Genomic DNA, 16225 nt, shown 5'->3' with positions numbered 1-16225 from the left:
TCCGGTGGTCCGGTGGTCCGGTGGTCCGGTGGTCCGGTGGTCCGGTGGTCCGGTGGTCCGGTGGTCCGGTGGTCCGCGTTTTCTTACTGTGCAGATTCTGCACAGTAAGAAAACGCGGACCACGATATAACCTGATTTCTCAAATGATTTCAAGTTCACACCAGAACGTAATGTAACAAATAATTGTGTGAATCACTCTAATACATGTTATAAAAGCTTGAATACAGCACTGAAAGTCAGTAAAATAGTCAGTGTGCAGATTCTGCACAGTCCTCAAATCCAATCGTACATATGTTCGTGTTAAGAATCAGACAGGAGCACAAATGGCCAGCAGGGCAAAGGTGCGCGGCGGAGAAAAGCAGCAGCAATCTCTGTCGTTAGGTAGGGAAACCGTAGAAGAACTAGAGAAGGAGGCGGAGCGTCGCGGGCTCAACAAGTCGCAACTCGCTGATCTGTTGCTGAACGGCCAACTGACCCAATCCGCCGACAAGCCTACTATCATCTCCATCATGAGCTATAAGGGCGGCGTCGCAAAGACGACCACAAGCACCTGTCTTGCGGTTTGCCTTTCGGAACTAGGCTACAAGGTTCTGGTTATCGACATGGACGGCCAGGGCAACGTCAGCCAAAGCCTGGGCGTGTATGACCCCCGTTCGGAGGAAGCGTGCATTGCTGACGTCCTGTATCAGGCAACGCCGAGCTCTCCGCGTATGTCGCTGAGCGAAGTTATGCGCACGACCGGCTATGAGAACGTTTTTTGCGTACCCTCGAACTTCCGATTCGCGGACGCGGATACTCGATTGAAGGCGGAAATCGCCGGCGGCGTGGACACGCGACTGCTGTACGCGATCGAAGACCTTATCGATGAAACTGCCAGAAGCGGGGAGCAAAAGTTCGATTACATCATCATCGACTGCGGCCCGCGCTTGGACATGACGACCACGAACGCCATCGTCGCGCTTGAAGCCGGAAACAACGCTTCGCACATCATCATCCCCATCAAGGTAGACGGCTATGCCATCGCAGGCCTTTCGCAAACAATCGACACGATCAACCGCACGGCAAGGGAACGCCGTCGCTTACCGCAGCATTGGAAGATTCTGCAGACGATGATCGAGCGAAACACCTCCGCGTACAAATACGGCTGCCAGATGATGAAAGAAGCCATCCCGAACGCCGAGTACTTCAATACGAAGATCGAGAAGAGCACCGTGGTTCCTGAGGCAAGCTTGGCAATGGAGCCCCTCATCAAGTACGACCCCAACAGCAAGCCTGCGATTTCGTATCGACTGCTGGCCCAGGAAATCGAGGAAATGAATGCCTAGGAACAAGCTACAAGCCGCTCTTAAGAACAACGGAGGAGCAATCGCCAACGTGACACCGCGTTACGAAAAGCTCACCGATGAGCAAATGCGCCTTGCGGCATTCGAAGCCAGGGACAACCAAGAAGGCGCCATCACCGACAAGATGGCTAACAGCAATCGTCGAAATACGCTGCTGGCCGAAATGGGCTTTGACTGGTTCGATATTGACAACCTAAAGCCGAACCCCAACAACAGCTACACCATCACCGACGAGGACGTGAATAACCTTGCTGGTCTGATTTGGAACAGCAAGGAAGTCGAACCGCTGATCCTGCGCGAGACGGAAGACGGCATCCAAATCATCGATGGCGAGCGTCGTTGGCGCGCATGTAAGCTGCTTGCGGAAAAGTATGGCGACGCATGGCGCATGGTTCCGGGCAGGTGCCACAAGCTTGGTGCTGTTTCCGACGAACAAGCCAATTTCATCATGCACTCGAGCAATATCGGCCAACGAAACATCAAACCATCGGAACGCGCTCAGGGCTTCAGGGTTCTAGCAGACAAGCTGGTGGAATGGCGCAAGGATGATCCATCCCTAAAGGGCGTTAACACGAAAACCTACCTTGCAGAACACTTTGGAGTGTCTGAACGAACCGCTCAGGTATTGCTGAACATAGCAAGAAACCTGTCAAAGGAAGGCAATGATCTGCTAGATGCAGGAAGCATCACGCAATCCCAAGCAGAAGCGTTGTCGAAGCTGCCGAGCATACAGCAAGAAAGCGTCATCAACGCGGTTCACACTGGAGAATTGACTGCAGAGGAGATAACAACCCTTATTGAAGCAGCAAAAGCCTCCAAGCAAGAACAGCCAATCGAAGAGCTGGTAACAGCCACGCAAACCAAAACACTCGAGAAAGCAGTTCGAGAACCGAAAGCAGCCAAAGATGTGAACGGCTACCTGAAAACAGCTAGAAATGCTCTTCGACACGCAGAGAACGCAGAAGGAGAGGCGGATTTCAAGCTACTCGGTGAAATCAAGGCCTTGGTACGCTCAATTGAAAAATCACTGGACTAAACGCCTCGTATAGAGATACCTACGAGCAGCAATGAAGAAACCCTCCCGAACACGAGTGACAAAAACGCTTGTCGGGAGGGTTTCTGTCATAGATGTCACGAGAGCACCCAGGGAAGAAGTAACAAGAATCGGTAGATAAGAGGGTAACAAGCACTGCTTAAACTCGTATGACAAAAAATTGCATGCATCTAGTACTTTCTTGTTATAACGGGTGATGTCTACCAAGACTGGATGACGTTGATTTTGCTTGTACGAGCTAATGACTGCAGCCACAGTCCTAACTGAGCACACAACTTGCTTTGCTATCGAGGCATACGTATACGAACCTTGGCGGAACAAGGCAACAATGCGAGCGTTTCGTTTCTCGCGCTTTTCTTTGGTTATGCGTTTCGCTTCTTTTCGCAGAATCGATCGTTTCGATTCAAAGAAGTTGACAGCCATCTCCTCTTCAAGCGACATGCCAAGGAGCTCGCGAAGGCGATGAGCACCGATGAGGTAATATCCTTGCTCGCCGCGCAGATTAGTCACGGAGTCAACCGATTTGACGATTCCGGCAAGCTCACTTTGGTTAAGTGGATTGATGAAATCGCTGTTGAAACCCTTTAGTTTTCGCAAGGCGATCTCATGTGGGTATACTTGCACGGCCGTGTTGTAGAACACGAACGACATGAGTTCGCGATTCCCCTCGCAATTGAAGTTGCGAAGCTTCTGAAGCTCGATGATTTTAGCGAGTCGGCTGTTGAGCATCGGCTGGTAATTCAGGACAGATGCGGTCTTTTTGAACGCACGCCTGAGATTGTGTTTGCGGTCGGTTTCCGTCAAGTGCGTACCTGCGAAGCCGGAAAGCTCCGTCAAGCTGTACAGTGCATCGAAGGAGTAGTTGGCAAGAGAGGCGAAACGCCCTGCTTTTGCGTTAAAGGTTCCAGGGATGCGGGAAACGCGGGAAACGTCGAATGTTGCGCGATCGACCGAAATGCCCTTAATGGGGGAGATGACGGAATCGAGCAACGAGGCCATGCGTTTCTGCACGCTTTCGAAGAGCTTTACGGATTTGATGTTGACCTGGCCGTTTGCATTCACTCGGTACGGAATGGACCGAGTGAGAACATAGAACAGCTGTACGCCTCGACCGGAGTCGATGGTCATAGTGGGTTGAGGGAGGATGCCTTCCCCAACGGCCTTTTGGAGCGTGCTGAGCGTTTGGCTCACGATAGCGCGAGTTTGCTGAAGGTCCTGATCGTGGCAGTCGAGATCGAAGAACAGGGCATTCAGTTGCCTGACTTGCTCTGATTTGCGGCATGCCGAAGTGAACCCGTTGTGGGTCATGTAGTAGGCGGACTTCGTGTTGAAGCCCATAGCCGGCAAAGATTCGCTTTTCACTGCGGTGTCCTCCCAGGACCCGCTGGCGTCCGACGAGACCACATAGTAGCTGTTGCGGTCGTCGTGCGTGATAAGCGTGCGGAAAACCTCCCACTCGCTTCCTTGCATGTGGGGGACCGCCGCATCTACTTGCGGTTGAGGCATAATAGCACCCTTCGCGACCTGCGCAAATGCAGTCGCTTTCTAGTCGAATGTATTCCGTTTTCGACAATGAAAAAAAGGGTGCAAAAACAAGAACGCCTTGTGAGCGCATGTTCTAAGTGGTAAAATATCACCTGTGAGTGAGTGGTCGATACCTGATCACTTAGGCAACCCCCTAGTTGGCGCTAGGGGGTTCTTTTTTCTGTTGTCGATGCAAGCGGGAGCTATGTTGGCGCATAGGTATCCACGCTTGTTACTTGCACAGTCTATAACAAGAAACACTTGAATGTCCACATTGTTTTGTTATGAAAACGGGCAAAACGGCTTGATTCGACTATGCGTTGGTGGTTGTTGCAAGCATCAAATCGGTGGGAATAGGCTGTAAATCCCCCTTTTCGCCTGGTGTTATGTGCCGCATCGGCTCCGGAGCCCGAGAAATTGTTGCAACTTGTTTCCGAATGGAAAAATTTTGTTATAGTTTGATGGCCGAACACCGGTTGACGGTGCTCGGTTGCTAGGCTTTAGCGTATGATATGCAGTCAAAGATCGCTGGAGTCTGAGAGGAGCCTTGGGATGGAAGAGATGCGATTAACCGATGAGCGCCTGAATGTGCTCGAGCATCCCCTTATCGCGCATAAGATGTCGATCATGCGCGATGCATCCACGGCTCCTTCCCAGTTTCGCCAGCTTGTGCACGAAGTTGCCATGCTTGAGGTATATGAGGCATCGCGCGATTTGCCGACGGAGCCCGTCGAGGTGGATACCCCATTGCAGCGCACAATCGGAAAACGGATTGCGGGCGAGGATCTTGCCGTGGTTCCGATCCTGCGTGCGGGCATGGGCATGCTGGACGGGGTTCTTTCCGCCATACCCTCCGCTGCAGTGGGGGTTCTTGGCATGGAACGCGATGAGCGGACGCATCAGCCGCACGAGTATTACGCGAAGATGCCGAGGGGCATTGCCAACAAGACGGTGTTTTTGATCGATCCCATGTTGGCTACGGGCGGTAGTGCGCTCTCGGCTATTCATTATCTGCGAGAACAGGGCGTCCGCGATATCCGATTCCTGGTGCTGGTGGCTGCCCCCGAGGGGGTTCGCGCTGTTTTGCAGGAGGATTCGGATGTCCGCATTTGGACGTGCGCGCTGGATGACGGGCTGAACGATCAGGCGTATATCCTTCCCGGCTTGGGCGATGCGGGCGACCGCGTCTTCGGCACTTTGTAGGGGGCGTTATGGAAAGCGCGCAACGACCCATTAGCATTGACGAGATTGCCACGAAAGCGATGGGTGCATCGCGGCCGGTCATCGGCATCGTGCCGACGTATGACCCCAATGAGGGCATTCTTCGTATGAACAACCATTATGCGCAGGCCATCGTTGCTGCGGGAGGGGCGCCGCTGATCGTCCCGTTCACCAGCGATGTCAGCGTGTACGAGTCGCTGCTGCCGCGCATCGACGGATTCGTGCTGTCGGGCGGCCAGGATATCAGTCCTGTGCGCTACGGCGGCGATATCACTTATGGCAAGCTTTCCGAGCTGACGCCCGAGCGCGAGGAAGTGGAGTATCTGCTGCTCAGCTACGCGTATCAGTTCGACTATCCGTTGCTGGGCATCTGCCGTGGCATGCAGATGATCAACGTGTTCTTCGGGGGTACGTTGTACCTGGATTTGGAAGAGCAGTTCGACGGCATGTGCGCCGCCGACGATGTGCCTGTGCCGTCGGAGGGCGTGCAGACGCAAGCCGGTGGGCGCGTGAACCATTGGCAAACAAAGGAATACGGTCATCCTACCCATACGGTTTCGATCATGCGCTCAAGCAAGCTCGGGGAGATCTTAGGTTGCGATTCCGCTGCGGTGAATTCCATGCACCATCAGGGCGTTCGCGCGCTGCCTCCCAATTTGGCGGCTGCCGCATATGGGCCTGATGGCCTGGTGGAAGGCGTGGAGGCGAAGGATTGCCGCTTCCTTATGGGCGTGCAGTGGCATCCTGAGTACTTCGTGGAGGACGGTGGACATATGGCGCCGCTGTTCCGCGCCTTGATCGACGAGGCGCGGCAGATGCGCTGTCGCGAAGGGCGTTGCCACGATTGCCTGCGCATCGATCGCGAAGAGTGCGACCCGAATGCCGTGTGGCCCGCGGTCAAGTTCGCTGACTATATCTAGCTTGATGGTTGGAGCTGGGTCGTTCGGGATCGTGGGCTTCGCGATGGTAGGTTGTTTGAAGGAGTAATCCCAGGTGAATGGCGAAAAGCAAGAGCGTGTGCTGGTTGCGATGAGCGGCGGGGTGGACAGTTCGGTGGCGGCGCTGCTGCTTCGCGATGCGGGCTATGATGCCACGGGCGTCACCATGAAGCTGTTCGACAACGAGGTTGCCGGCGCCGGGGGCGCGTGCGTGGTGGGCGAAAGCACCTGCTGCAGCCAAAGCGATGTGGAGGATGCCCGTCAGGTGGCGTTCGGGCTGGGGCTTGAGCACTTCACGTTCAACTTCACGGGAACGTTCGGCTGCGAGGTGATCGATCGGTTCTGCGATGCGTACCTGCGCGGCCGCACGCCGAACCCGTGCATCGACTGCAACAGGTATCTGAAGTTCGCCGCTTTGCAGCGCCGTCGTGCGCAGCTTGGCTTCGACTATGTGGCGACCGGCCATTATGCCCGTCGGGCGTTCAACGAGCGAACGGGCCGCTTCGAGCTTCGCCGCGGGCTGGACGAGGCGAAAGACCAGAGCTATGTGCTGTATCACCTGACGCAAGACGATCTGGCGCATATGCTGTTCCCGCTGGGAGAGCTGACGAAACCGCAGGTGAGAGAGTTGGCGGAGAAGCATTCGTTCGGAAACGCCCATAAGGCGGAAAGCCAGGACATCTGCTTCGTGCCCGATGGCGATTATGCGTCGTTCATTGCCCGGTACATGGGGTTCGGGGACGATGCCGTGCGCGATGACGGCAAGGAGCCGACGGTTCCTGCGGCGTTCGAGCCTGGGGATATCGTTGACGTCGATGGCAAGGTGCTCGGGCGGCACAGCGGGTTGGTTCATTACACGATCGGACAGCGCAAGGGCATCGGTATCGCCGCGCCCGAGCCGTTGTACGTGGTGGGCAAAGATGCCGTCGAGAACGTGCTGGTGGTGGGCCCGCGAAGCGAGCTGGGCGTGCGCGAGGTGCGCGCAGGGGACGTGAACCTGATCTCGGTGGCGGCGCTTGATAAGCCGTTGCGCGTTACGGCGAAGACCCATTATCGCCAACGTGCGCAAGCGGGCGAGGCCGTTATGGAAGGCGATCAGCTGGTGGTTCGCTTCGATGAGCCGGTCGCGCGTCCGGCGGCGGGGCAGTCGCTGGTGCTCTACGATGGCGATGTCGTTGTGGGCGGTGGAACGATCGAGGCAAGCGAATAAGCTGCCTAGGCGGTTGCTTGAGCTAGGGTTTAAACAATAAAACGGGGCGCAGCTTGAATTCAAGCTGCGCCCCGTTCGTATGATGCGACGGAATCTGCTTCGCTACTTCACGATACGGACGCGGTGGACGCCCTCGATGGCCGTGAGCTTGGCGACAAGCTCGTCGGTTGCGGGAGCGTTGAGGTCGAGCATGGTGTAGGCGGCGTTGCCGCGGGCCTTGTTCGTGAGGTTGTCGATGTTGGCGCCCACCTCACCGAACACGCCGGTGATCTGGCTGAGCATGTCGGGCACGTTGGCGTGCAGCACGGCGACGCGGCCGCCCTGCGCGGGGGCGGGGCCCATGTCGCAGGCGGGGTAGTTCACCGAGTTCTTGATGTTGCCGTTCTCCAGGTAATCCTTCATCTGCAGCGTTGCCATGATGGCACAGTTGTCCTCGGCTTCGGCGGTGCTGGCACCGAGGTGCGGCAGAACGATGGTGTTTTGCATGGCCATGACCTCTGGCGTTGCGAAGTCGGTGACGTAGGTGGCCACGCGGCCGGCCTCGAGGGCCTCGGCCATGGCGGCGTTGTCGACTAGGGTGTCGCGGCTGAAGTTCATGACGGCGCAGCCGGGTTTTGCAACCTCAAGCTCATGCGCGCCGATCATGCCGCGCGTGGAATCCATGGCGGGCACGTGGATGGTGACGTAGTCGCTGCGATGCAGGACGTCGTCGAGGTTGGTGACGTGCTCGACGGAGGGGGACAGGCGCCAGGCGGCCTCGGCGGAAACGTAGGGGTCGTAGCCAAGCACGTTCATGCCCAGGTCGATGGCGGCGTTGGCCACCAGCGCGCCGATGGCGCCCAGGCCGATGACGCCGAGCGTCTTGCCGGAAATCTCCTGGCCGGCGAAGGCCTTCTTCGCCTTCTCGGCGTCCTTGCCGATGGTGGGGGAGTCGGCATGCTCGCGGCACCAGGCGGCGCCGGGCAGGATGCCGCGGCTTGCCAGCAGCATGCCGCACAGGACGAGCTCCTTCACGGCGTTCGCGTTGGCGCCGGGGGTGTTGAACACGACGATGCCGGCTTCGGCGCACTTGTCGAGCGGGATGTTGTTCACGCCTGCGCCGGCGCGGGCGACGGCCAGCAGGCCTTCGGGCAGGTCCATGTCGTGCATGGCGGCGCTGCGAACGAGCACGCCGGAAGCTTGCGCGATGTCGTCGGTGAGCTGGTAGTCGGATCCGAGCAGGTCGGTTCCCTTGGCGGAGATGTTGTTCAAGCAGTTGATGTAGCGCATGAAGCCCCCTTTGGCGTGTGCGGTTGCGGTTTGCGAACTAAATCCAGCTATATGGTGGGTTTGCTTTCGGGCGAAGTCAACGATGCAGCGGCAGCCGGGCGTTTTGGGGCGGGTTTGGTAGCAGATCGCGGGACCGCTTGCGACTCGGTGAGCGGCGGCTCTTTCGAACATAACGGGTTGTTTACCGGTGGTTTGCGCCTTGGGCGGGCATGGCGGGGTGTGCCATAATGGCCAGTTGGGGAGAAATGAAAGGGGAAGAAGGCAACATGTTTCGTTTGGACTCGTCGCGGTCGACAGATCGCGATCGCGTGCTGATGCAGGGGGCGGCCGCTGCGGTCAATACCCCCGATGGCGCCGGCGCTTCGCTCAGGGCGGCCGACGATGCGGCTTTATGCGACGCCGCGAAATCCGAGGCGATCAAGCTGGACCTGTATCATCTGGTGTGGATCTTCGCGGTATGCAGCGTGTTGGGGCTTATCGGCGAGACGGTGGTCAGCTATTTCGTTGATGGCCGATGGGAGAACCGCGCCGGGTTCTTGTGGGGGCCCTTCAGCCCGATTTACGGCGTTGGCGGCGTTCTGATGACGTTGGCGCTCGCTCGCTTGTCGGATGCGCGCGGCGGCGTGCTGTTCGGGGTGGCGGCTGTTGTCGGGGCTGCGTTCGAGTGGTTCGCCGGATGGTTCTGGGAGAACGCGTTCGGCATTGTGGCCTGGGATTATTCTTTGCAGCCGTTTAACCTGGGCGGGCATACGTGCTTGGGTATCGCGCTTGTGTGGGGCGCTGCCGGCGTGGCGTGGGTGAAGCTGGCGTTGCCGGTGATGCAGCGCGCAGCCGATACGGTCCCCGCTGCATGGCGTGCGCCGTTGGCATGGGGATTGCTGGCGTTTTTCCTGGTGGATACGGTTGTGACGTTCGCGGCGCTCGATTGTTGGATGAATCGTTTGGCCGGCGCCGAGCCCGTCGGCGCCGTGCAGCACCTCTTCGCTGCGCATTACGGCGATGAAGTGATGGCGAACCGTTTTCAGACGATGTCGATGTACCCGTGTTTGGCGGGTTTCCGCGGGTGACGATGTGCCCGTGACCGGGTGCGAAGCGCTCGGGAAGGGCCTTCGAGGTTGCCTATACGTCAACATGCCCGACGTGCTTGGCGCGCGTCGGGCATGTTTGTTTTCGGGCGGGTTTTTGCTATCGGTTGTTCATGCCGGCGATGCGCAGCGTGGCGCGGACCCGCTCGAGCACGGCTTCGTGGGGAATGCCTTGGGCGATCCCGATCTGCCTCGCAAGGAAATCCGAGTTGTTTTTCGCGAACGAGAGGAAGAACTCGGGGGGCACTTCGCCGCTTCCGTGGAGAGCGCCGTAGGCGATGATGCCGATGACGCCGCTGGTGCTGTATTCGATGATCATACGCGTGCTCGGGGAAAGCTCTTCGCCCTCATCGCACAGGATCGCCTTCCAAGTGCCGAACATGAGACGTTTGATCTTAATGGAGAACGAGTCCATGCCGCCTTGCTTGATGAGCAGGGCGATCCTTTCCATGTCCTGCTTGATGAACGTTTCGAAGCCGTTGGCGGTCGATGGTCCCGCGATGAGGCTGAGCATGTTCTGCAAGATGGACCCGTTGCCGAGGACCTCGTCCTCGATGGCGCGGTCGATGAGGTCGTCCATGCTTTTGAAATGGTAGTAGAACGTGCCGCGGTTGAGTTCGGCCTGCTCGGCGACCATGCCGACGGTGATGTTGACGAGTCGATGATGCTCGAGCAGGGTCCAGAACGCGTTGGCAAGGCGGATGTCGGCGGTGCCTCGTTCGCTTTTCCTTGGTCGTGCCATGGCTACTCCTGGTCCTCGGCGCCGGTGCTTCCGGCTTTTTGCGCGGGCTGGTGTTGCGCCTTCGCGTTCATGATGAGCATTTGCAAGCGGTTCTCGATGTTGGCGAAGCTGACATCGGGGTCGTAGTCGAGCGGCAGGATGTTCGCGTCGGGGTAGCGCGCCTTGAGCTGCTTGACGATGCCCCGTCCGACCACGTGGTTCGGCAGGCAGCCGAACGGCTGCAGGATGACGAACGCGCGGCAGCCGCGCGCGGCGTGGTGCAAGATCTCGGCGGGGATGAGCACGCCTTCGCCGGCATCGAACGTGTGGTGGATGATGGGGTCGCTTTCGCGTACGAGCTCGGGCATGCGGCACGCGGGCTCGTAAAGCGGGTGGGCCTTCGCGATGCCGTCGCAGACGTCGTGCGCGATTTCGAACAGCTGGTTCGCCACGCGGTTGAACGCCTTCGTGGCGAAGGGCTGCGAGACGTGGAATTCGCGCGCCTGCGCGTTTTGGTAGAAGTAGGTTTTGCGGATGACGTCGGTCATGCGCGCCTCGATGATCTCCAGGCCGTTCGACTCGAGGTAGTCCTCGATGTCGTGGTTGGCGCCGGGGTGGAAGTTCAGCAGGTATTCCCCCACGATGAGCACCTGCGGGCGCGGGTTCGCGCGGTCGTAGCGAACGGTTCCCATGATGGCGATGGCCTGCTTGAAACCGTTGACGGCGCCGCGGACGCCGTGCTCGCGCATGCCCGTCATGACGCATTCGATGGCCTGGTCGAACGCCTTGTTCGCACTGCCGGGCTCAAGCTCGTAGGGGCGCATTTTGCGCAGCAGGTCCTCGAGCGCGTCGATCATGGGCAGGCCGAACGCGACGCGGATGGCGCTGCCGAGCGACATCTTGAAGCCCGGGTGCATGTCGTGGGCGTCCTTGTCATCGTTGGTGATGATGGGGACGTAGTCGTAGCCGGCGTCGTCGAGCGCCTTGCGCAGCAGCGCCGCGTAATGCGTCAGGCGGCAGTCGCCGATGTATTTGCCGGTGCCGATGGCGACGGTGTGCGGGTCCCATTCGCCGCTGTCGAGCGCGGCGAGGGCTTCGCCGATGGTCATTTGCGCGGGGAAGCAGATGTCGTTATGAACGTATCGTTTCCCCAGCTCGATGGCTCGTTCCCGACCGATGCCAAGCGAAACGGCCTGCGCGCCCTGGCGGGCGAACGACGCCGACATGAGCAGGGAGAACGCGTGCGAGGTGTTCGGCACGAGGATGGTCTTGATGCGCCGGTCGGCCTTGACGTACTTGACGGGGTAGGGGTCGGGCAGCGGGTGGTTGGCGGCGGTTGCCGGGAGGCAGGCGGACGCGCTTTCGCCTGCGGCGCGCTCGATGGCGGCTTGGCGTGCGCGGCGCTCGTCGACGGTCTCGATGAACGAGCGCACGCGGATGCGCAGCGGCCCGGCGACGTCGGATTCATCGAGCTTGAGGATGAGCGGCTGCTTGCCGGAGCGCTCCTTCATAAGGCGGCAGACCTCGTCGGAGAGATAGGCGTCGTGGCCGCAGCCGAAGCTGACGAGCTGCACGTACTCGAGCGCGGGGGAGTCGGCGGCGATGACGGCGCTGGCGAGCATGCGCTGGTGGAAGTTGTTCACGATGTCGATGCGGCTTGCCGATAGGTCGACGTCCGCGATTCCGGGGACGGCATCGGGCGGCAGCACGGAATGCCCCATGTCGGAGAGCATTTTGGGCAGGTTGTGGTTGACGAGCGGGTCGTTGTGGTAGGGACGGCTGGCAAGCACGATGGCGTAGGTCCCGGCGCTGCGGGCGGACTCGATGGCGTGCGCGCCGGCCTCGGTCAGCAGCGTTTTGAACGTGCGCTGGGCTTTATCGGCTTGCTTGATGGCGCGCATGGCCTGGTCGGCAGGGATGCCGAATGTGCTTTCCAGATAATCCGTAAGCTGGTGGTCGCGGTCCTCGGTGGAGTACCAGTGGAACAGCGGGCTGTCGAAGGGGATGCCCCAGCGCTTAGCGGGGTCGTCGGAGCTTTTCACCACCATGGGGTAGCCCTTCACCACGGCGCACATGGATATGCTGGTGGATGCCGTGTTCTCGCTGGGCACGGTGGTGATGATGGGCATGAAGACGCGGTCGACGCCGGCGCGCGCGAGCTCGTGGATGTGGCCGTGCACCAGCTTCGCGGGGAAGCAGATAGTGTCGGAAGTGACCTGGGGCAACCCTTCTTCGAACATGGCGCGCGTGGACGGACGGGAAAGACGGATGGCGAAACCGAGCGAGCGCAGCAGCGCGTTCCAGAAAGGCATGGTGTCCCAGAACGCCAGGACGCGCGGGATGCCGATGGTGATGCCGCGGTCGGGCGCGATCTGCTTGATGGGCCAGTCCTGGAAGAGGAGCTTTTGGCGCGCTTCAAAGAGATTCTCGCCTGCTTTCGCGCGTTTATCGGCGGCTTTGAGCGCCGAACGCGTGGCGGGGTCGGTCGGGTCGCCTACGATTTCACCGCGCGGGCAGCGGTTGCCCGTGACGAAGGCGGTGCCGTTGGCGAAGGAGATAACTGTGCGGTTGCAGCGGTTGGCGCAAAACGGGCAGGCGACGTTTGCTTGCTGCTGGTAGGAAAGCGCGCCGAGCGCCTCGAAGCCGATGAACGTGCTGGCGGTCGGGGCCTGCTCCGGCGCGCCAGCGGGGCAGGCGGCGCGGGGGCTGGTTTCGCCTTCTATGCGTTTCGCCTGTTCGTCGGCCTGTTTTGCCATGTGGTCGCGCGTGAGCAGCGCCACGCCGATGGCTCCCATGAGCCCGGGGTAGGGCGCGCGCGTGACGGGGCGGCCGATGTGCTGCTCGAGGGCGCAGAGCACCGCATCGTTGCGGAACGTGCCGCCTTGCACCACGATGTGGCGGCCGAGGCTGTCGAGGTTGGGCACGCGCACGACTTTCGTGAACACGTTCGCGATGATCGACCGGCACAGGCCCGCCATGATGTCGGCGGGCGTGCGGCCGTTCTTCTGCTCGCTGACGATGCTCGAGTTCATGAACACGGTGCAGCGGCTGCCGAGCACGGCGGGCTGTTTGCTGGAGAACGCCGAGTCGGCGATCTGGGCCGTGGGGATGCCGAGCGTTTGCGCGAAGTTCTCGAGGAACGACCCGCAGCCGCTCGAGCAGGCCTCGTTCACCACGATGTTGCCGATGATGCCGTCGGAAAGCCAGATGGCCTTCATGTCCTGGCCGCCGATGTCGAGGATGAAGCTGGCGTCGGGTACGTAGCGAGTGGCGGCGTGGGCGTGGGCGACCGTTTCGACGGTGTGGTAGTCGGCGTGCAGGGCGCGGTGGAACAGCAGCTCGCCGTAGCCGGTGGTGCCGACGCCGGCGATGTCGAGCGCGATGCCGGCGGAGGCGTATCCGCTGTTCAGGTCGACGAGCGCGCGCCGGGCGACTTCGAGCGGGTCGCCTTCGTTGTTGGCGTAGAAGCTGTCGATGAGCTGGCCGTCGTCGGCGACGAGCGCCAGCTTGGTGGTGGTGCTGCCCGAGTCGATGCCGAGCCACGCGCGAAGGCGCCCGTTGCGCACGTGCGCCTTCGCGGCGGCGCTTTCCGGGCCGTGCGGCTCCTCGGGCAGCCGGTTGCGTTGCATGAACGCCATGCGATCGGATTCGCTGTCGAAGAAGGGCTTGCCAGGGGCGTGGTCGTCGTCGGCGCTGGTGAAGCCGACGAGCGAGCGCGCGGCGGCCGCCGGGTCGATGGTCGCGGGCGTGTCGGCGAACATGCCGGAAAGCGACAGCGCCGCGCCGCGGGCGACCATGGTCTCGGGGTGCTCGGGGACGATGGCCTGGTCGTCGGCGAGGTCGAGCCGTTCCTTGAAGACGTCGACGAGCGTGGGGTTGAACGTGAGCGGGCCGCCTTCGAAGATGATGGGCGGGCGCACGTCGATGCCCTGCGCAAGGCCGCCGAGCGTTTGCTTGGCGATGGCGTGGAACGCCGATAAGGCCAGGTCATCGCGCGATGCCCCTTGGTTGAGCAGGGGTTGGATGTCGGTTTTCGCGTACACGCCGCAGCGGCCGGAGATGTCGTAGACGGTGCGTCCGCGGCCGGCGGCTTCGTCGAACCGCTCGATGGGAAGGTTGAGCACCGAGGCGATCTCGTCGATGAAGGCGCCCGTGCCGCCCGCACAGCTGCCGTTCATGCGCATGTCGGCGACGTCGAGCGCGCCGGTGGTCTTGTTTGCGCGGAAGAAGATCATCTTGGCATCCTGGCCGCCGAGCTCGATGGCGCAGCGCGTGCGCGGGTAGAGCGCCTGGATGGCGCAGGCGTTGGCGACGACCTCCTGCACGAAGGGCATGCCGAGCTTGTCGGCTATGGGCGCTGCGCCGGAGCCGGTGAGCGCGACGCGCAGGGTTGCCTGCGGAAAGAGGCGTTGCAGCGTTTGGAGCGCCGCGCGGACGCTTTCGGCCTGGCGGGCGCCGTGGCGTTCGTACGACGTGTGCAGCAGGTTATGCGACTGCGCGTCGAGCGCGCAGATCTTCGTTGTCGTCGAGCCGACATCGATCCCGATGTCGACGGCGGATACGTTTCCCATCGTTGTTCCTCAGGTAGTGCAAGGTGGTGCGGCGGGCTTCGCGCTTGGCGTGCGGAGCACGTCGCAAATGCGTTTCGTTCGATTCCCATGGTAGTTTATCCAACAAGGTGTTGGGAAAAAAGCGACAAGATATCGGTTTTGTCACGATTTTCGGGCCTGTTTTCGGGCGATGCACCTGTTGGATGAGGTTATTTCGCCTGGTCTTCCCGCATTCTCCGTCTGCAATACCTATGAAGGGTTGGGTGGGTGAAACGGGATAGTTGACAAGGGTGCTAGAATTATCAGCTGGTATTTGCTGTAATTCGAAGGGACGTGCTATGTCAGGGCATTCTAAGTGGGCAACCACGAAACATCGCAAGGCTGCGCAGGACGCTAAGCGCTCCGCGTTGTTCTCCAAGCTGTCGCGCAACATCACCGTTGCTGCCAAGGAGGGTGGCGACCCGAACCCCGACAACAACGCGTCGCTGGCCGCCGCAATCGAGAAGGCCAAGGGCTACTCCCTGCCCAAGGACAAGATCAAGACCGCCATCGACAAGGCCTTCGGTTCCGGCAAGGACGCCGCGAACTACGAGACCGTCGTGTACGAGGGCTACGGCCCCTGCGGCGTGGCCATCCTCTGCGAGGCGCTGACCGACAACCGCAACCGCACCGCTGCCGATGTGCGCGCCGCATTCACCCATGCGGGCGGCAACCTGGGCACCTCCGGCTCCGTTTCCTACATGTTCGAGCGCAAGGGCCAGATCATGGTCTCCAAGGAGATCGAGACGGGCGACAAGAAGCATCCCATGGGCCCCAACGGCGCCGCTGCCGATGAGGAAGAGTTCGAGATGGCCGTCATCGAAGCCGGTGGCGACGACTACGAGGACGCCGACGAGGAGTGGATCGTCTACACCCAGCCGTCCGACCTTATGGCCGTGAAGAAGGCTCTGGAAGAGCAGGGCGTGCAGGTCAAGGGCGCTGAGATGACCATGGAAGCCACCACGCCCGCAACCGTCACCGCCAACGATGCCAAGAAGGTCATGCGTCTGGTGGACAAGCTGGAAGAGCTTGAGGACCTGCAGAACGTGTACCACACCATGGACATCACCGAGGAGATCGCGGCTGCTCTGGACGAGTAAGCGCGCGGAACATCCTTCGCATGCGAAGGGGCTGTATCAAAAATAGCGTTACAGCATGGCCCGCCAAGATCGGAAAGGTCTTGGCGGGCCTTCCTTTTTCATATTCCCCAGACAGCCTCACCACTGGTGACGTAATAACATGAAATAGCCTCTGATATGGGGATATGGTAG

General features: G+C 60.3%; 11 protein-coding genes. 7 read left to right on the top strand and 4 right to left on the bottom strand.

All coding sequences use genetic code 11. The features are described 5' to 3' along the window. The first annotated feature begins 323 nt into the window (after positions 1-323). Complete coding sequence (locus Q0D52_RS09690) at positions 324-1325, top strand: ParA family protein (protein WP_294382496.1); 1002 nt, start codon at positions 324-326, stop codon at positions 1323-1325. Then, entirely contained in the window at positions 1318-2379 is a 1062-nt protein-coding gene (locus Q0D52_RS09685; protein ID WP_294382494.1) for a ParB/RepB/Spo0J family partition protein, read from the top strand. Before Q0D52_RS09690 ends, Q0D52_RS09685 begins: the two co-directional genes overlap by 8 nt. Here the strand turns inward: Q0D52_RS09685 and Q0D52_RS09680 are convergent. Further along, entirely contained in the window at positions 2368-3903 is a 1536-nt protein-coding gene (locus tag Q0D52_RS09680) for a hypothetical protein (protein WP_294382491.1), read from the bottom strand. The two genes, Q0D52_RS09685 and Q0D52_RS09680, sit on opposite strands and share 12 nt — an antisense overlap. A 579-nt stretch (positions 3904-4482) precedes the next feature. Here Q0D52_RS09680 and upp point away from each other — a divergent pair. The 3 genes from upp to mnmA all read left to right on the top strand — a co-directional run bounded on the left by upp (position 4483) and on the right by mnmA (position 7290). Then, the gene (gene upp, locus Q0D52_RS09675; RefSeq protein WP_294382498.1) at positions 4483-5124 is read left to right on the top strand and encodes a uracil phosphoribosyltransferase; all 642 of its coding nucleotides are present in this window, start codon (positions 4483-4485) and stop codon (positions 5122-5124) included. 8 nt (positions 5125-5132) lie between these two features. Continuing rightward, on the top strand, positions 5133-6062 hold the full coding sequence (locus tag Q0D52_RS09670) for a gamma-glutamyl-gamma-aminobutyrate hydrolase family protein (RefSeq protein ID WP_294382488.1): 930 nt from the start codon (positions 5133-5135) through the stop codon (positions 6060-6062). Positions 6063-6135: 73 nt separating this feature from the next. Continuing rightward, complete coding sequence (mnmA, locus tag Q0D52_RS09665) at positions 6136-7290, top strand: tRNA 2-thiouridine(34) synthase MnmA (protein ID WP_294382485.1); 1155 nt, start codon at positions 6136-6138, stop codon at positions 7288-7290. Between the two features lie 102 nt (positions 7291-7392). Here the strand turns inward: mnmA and Q0D52_RS09660 are convergent, their stop codons facing one another. After that, the gene (locus Q0D52_RS09660; RefSeq protein ID WP_294382483.1) at positions 7393-8559 is read right to left on the bottom strand and encodes a phosphoglycerate dehydrogenase; all 1167 of its coding nucleotides are present in this window, start codon (positions 8557-8559) and stop codon (positions 7393-7395) included. A gap of 266 nt (positions 8560-8825) precedes the next feature. Here Q0D52_RS09660 and Q0D52_RS09655 point away from each other — a divergent pair, with 266 nt between their 5' ends. After that, entirely contained in the window at positions 8826-9626 is an 801-nt protein-coding gene (locus Q0D52_RS09655; protein WP_294382482.1) for a putative ABC transporter permease, read from the top strand. A 118-nt stretch (positions 9627-9744) separates the two neighbouring features. On the opposite strand, the gene Q0D52_RS09650 is transcribed toward Q0D52_RS09655, so the two are convergent. Together Q0D52_RS09650 and Q0D52_RS09645 are read right to left on the bottom strand one after the other, a co-directional pair. Next, the gene (locus Q0D52_RS09650; protein ID WP_294382480.1) at positions 9745-10386 is read right to left on the bottom strand and encodes a TetR/AcrR family transcriptional regulator; all 642 of its coding nucleotides are present in this window, start codon (positions 10384-10386) and stop codon (positions 9745-9747) included. 2 nt (positions 10387-10388) lie between these two features. Next, positions 10389-14936, bottom strand: a complete 4548-nt coding sequence (locus Q0D52_RS09645) for an acyl-CoA dehydratase activase (RefSeq protein WP_294382474.1) — start codon at positions 14934-14936, stop codon at positions 10389-10391. A 317-nt stretch (positions 14937-15253) separates the two neighbouring features. Between Q0D52_RS09645 and Q0D52_RS09640 the strand changes: the two genes are divergently transcribed. Next, positions 15254-16054, top strand: coding sequence for a YebC/PmpR family DNA-binding transcriptional regulator (locus Q0D52_RS09640; protein WP_281624691.1), 801 nt, complete (start codon positions 15254-15256; stop codon positions 16052-16054). The last annotated feature ends 171 nt before the right edge of the window (positions 16055-16225 follow it).

This window comes from uncultured Senegalimassilia sp., from assembly GCF_934630535.1.
Lineage (GTDB): Bacteria > Actinomycetota > Coriobacteriia > Coriobacteriales > Eggerthellaceae > Senegalimassilia.
This window is presented reverse-complemented; position numbering and strand designations above follow the sequence as displayed.

What these genes read in the sequence shown, in the direction of transcription:
- upp (WP_294382498.1), top strand. Translation starts at nt 4,483, where the DNA reads ATGCGATTAACCGATGAGCGCCTGAATGTGCTCGAGCATCCCCTTATC.
- Q0D52_RS09670 (WP_294382488.1), top strand. Translation starts at nt 5,133, where the DNA reads ATGGAAAGCGCGCAACGACCCATTAGCATTGACGAGATTGCCACGAAA.
- Q0D52_RS09655 (WP_294382482.1), top strand. Translation starts at nt 8,826, where the DNA reads ATGTTTCGTTTGGACTCGTCGCGGTCGACAGATCGCGATCGCGTGCTG.
- Q0D52_RS09680 (WP_294382491.1), bottom strand. Translation starts at nt 3,903, where the DNA reads ATGCCTCAACCGCAAGTAGATGCGGCGGTCCCCCACATGCAAGGAAGC.
- Q0D52_RS09690 (WP_294382496.1), top strand. Translation starts at nt 324, where the DNA reads ATGGCCAGCAGGGCAAAGGTGCGCGGCGGAGAAAAGCAGCAGCAATCT.
- Q0D52_RS09685 (WP_294382494.1), top strand. Translation starts at nt 1,318, where the DNA reads ATGCCTAGGAACAAGCTACAAGCCGCTCTTAAGAACAACGGAGGAGCA.
- Q0D52_RS09650 (WP_294382480.1), bottom strand. Translation starts at nt 10,386, where the DNA reads ATGGCACGACCAAGGAAAAGCGAACGAGGCACCGCCGACATCCGCCTT.
- Q0D52_RS09640 (WP_281624691.1), top strand. Translation starts at nt 15,254, where the DNA reads ATGTCAGGGCATTCTAAGTGGGCAACCACGAAACATCGCAAGGCTGCG.
- Q0D52_RS09660 (WP_294382483.1), bottom strand. Translation starts at nt 8,559, where the DNA reads ATGCGCTACATCAACTGCTTGAACAACATCTCCGCCAAGGGAACCGAC.
- Q0D52_RS09645 (WP_294382474.1), bottom strand. Translation starts at nt 14,936, where the DNA reads ATGGGAAACGTATCCGCCGTCGACATCGGGATCGATGTCGGCTCGACG.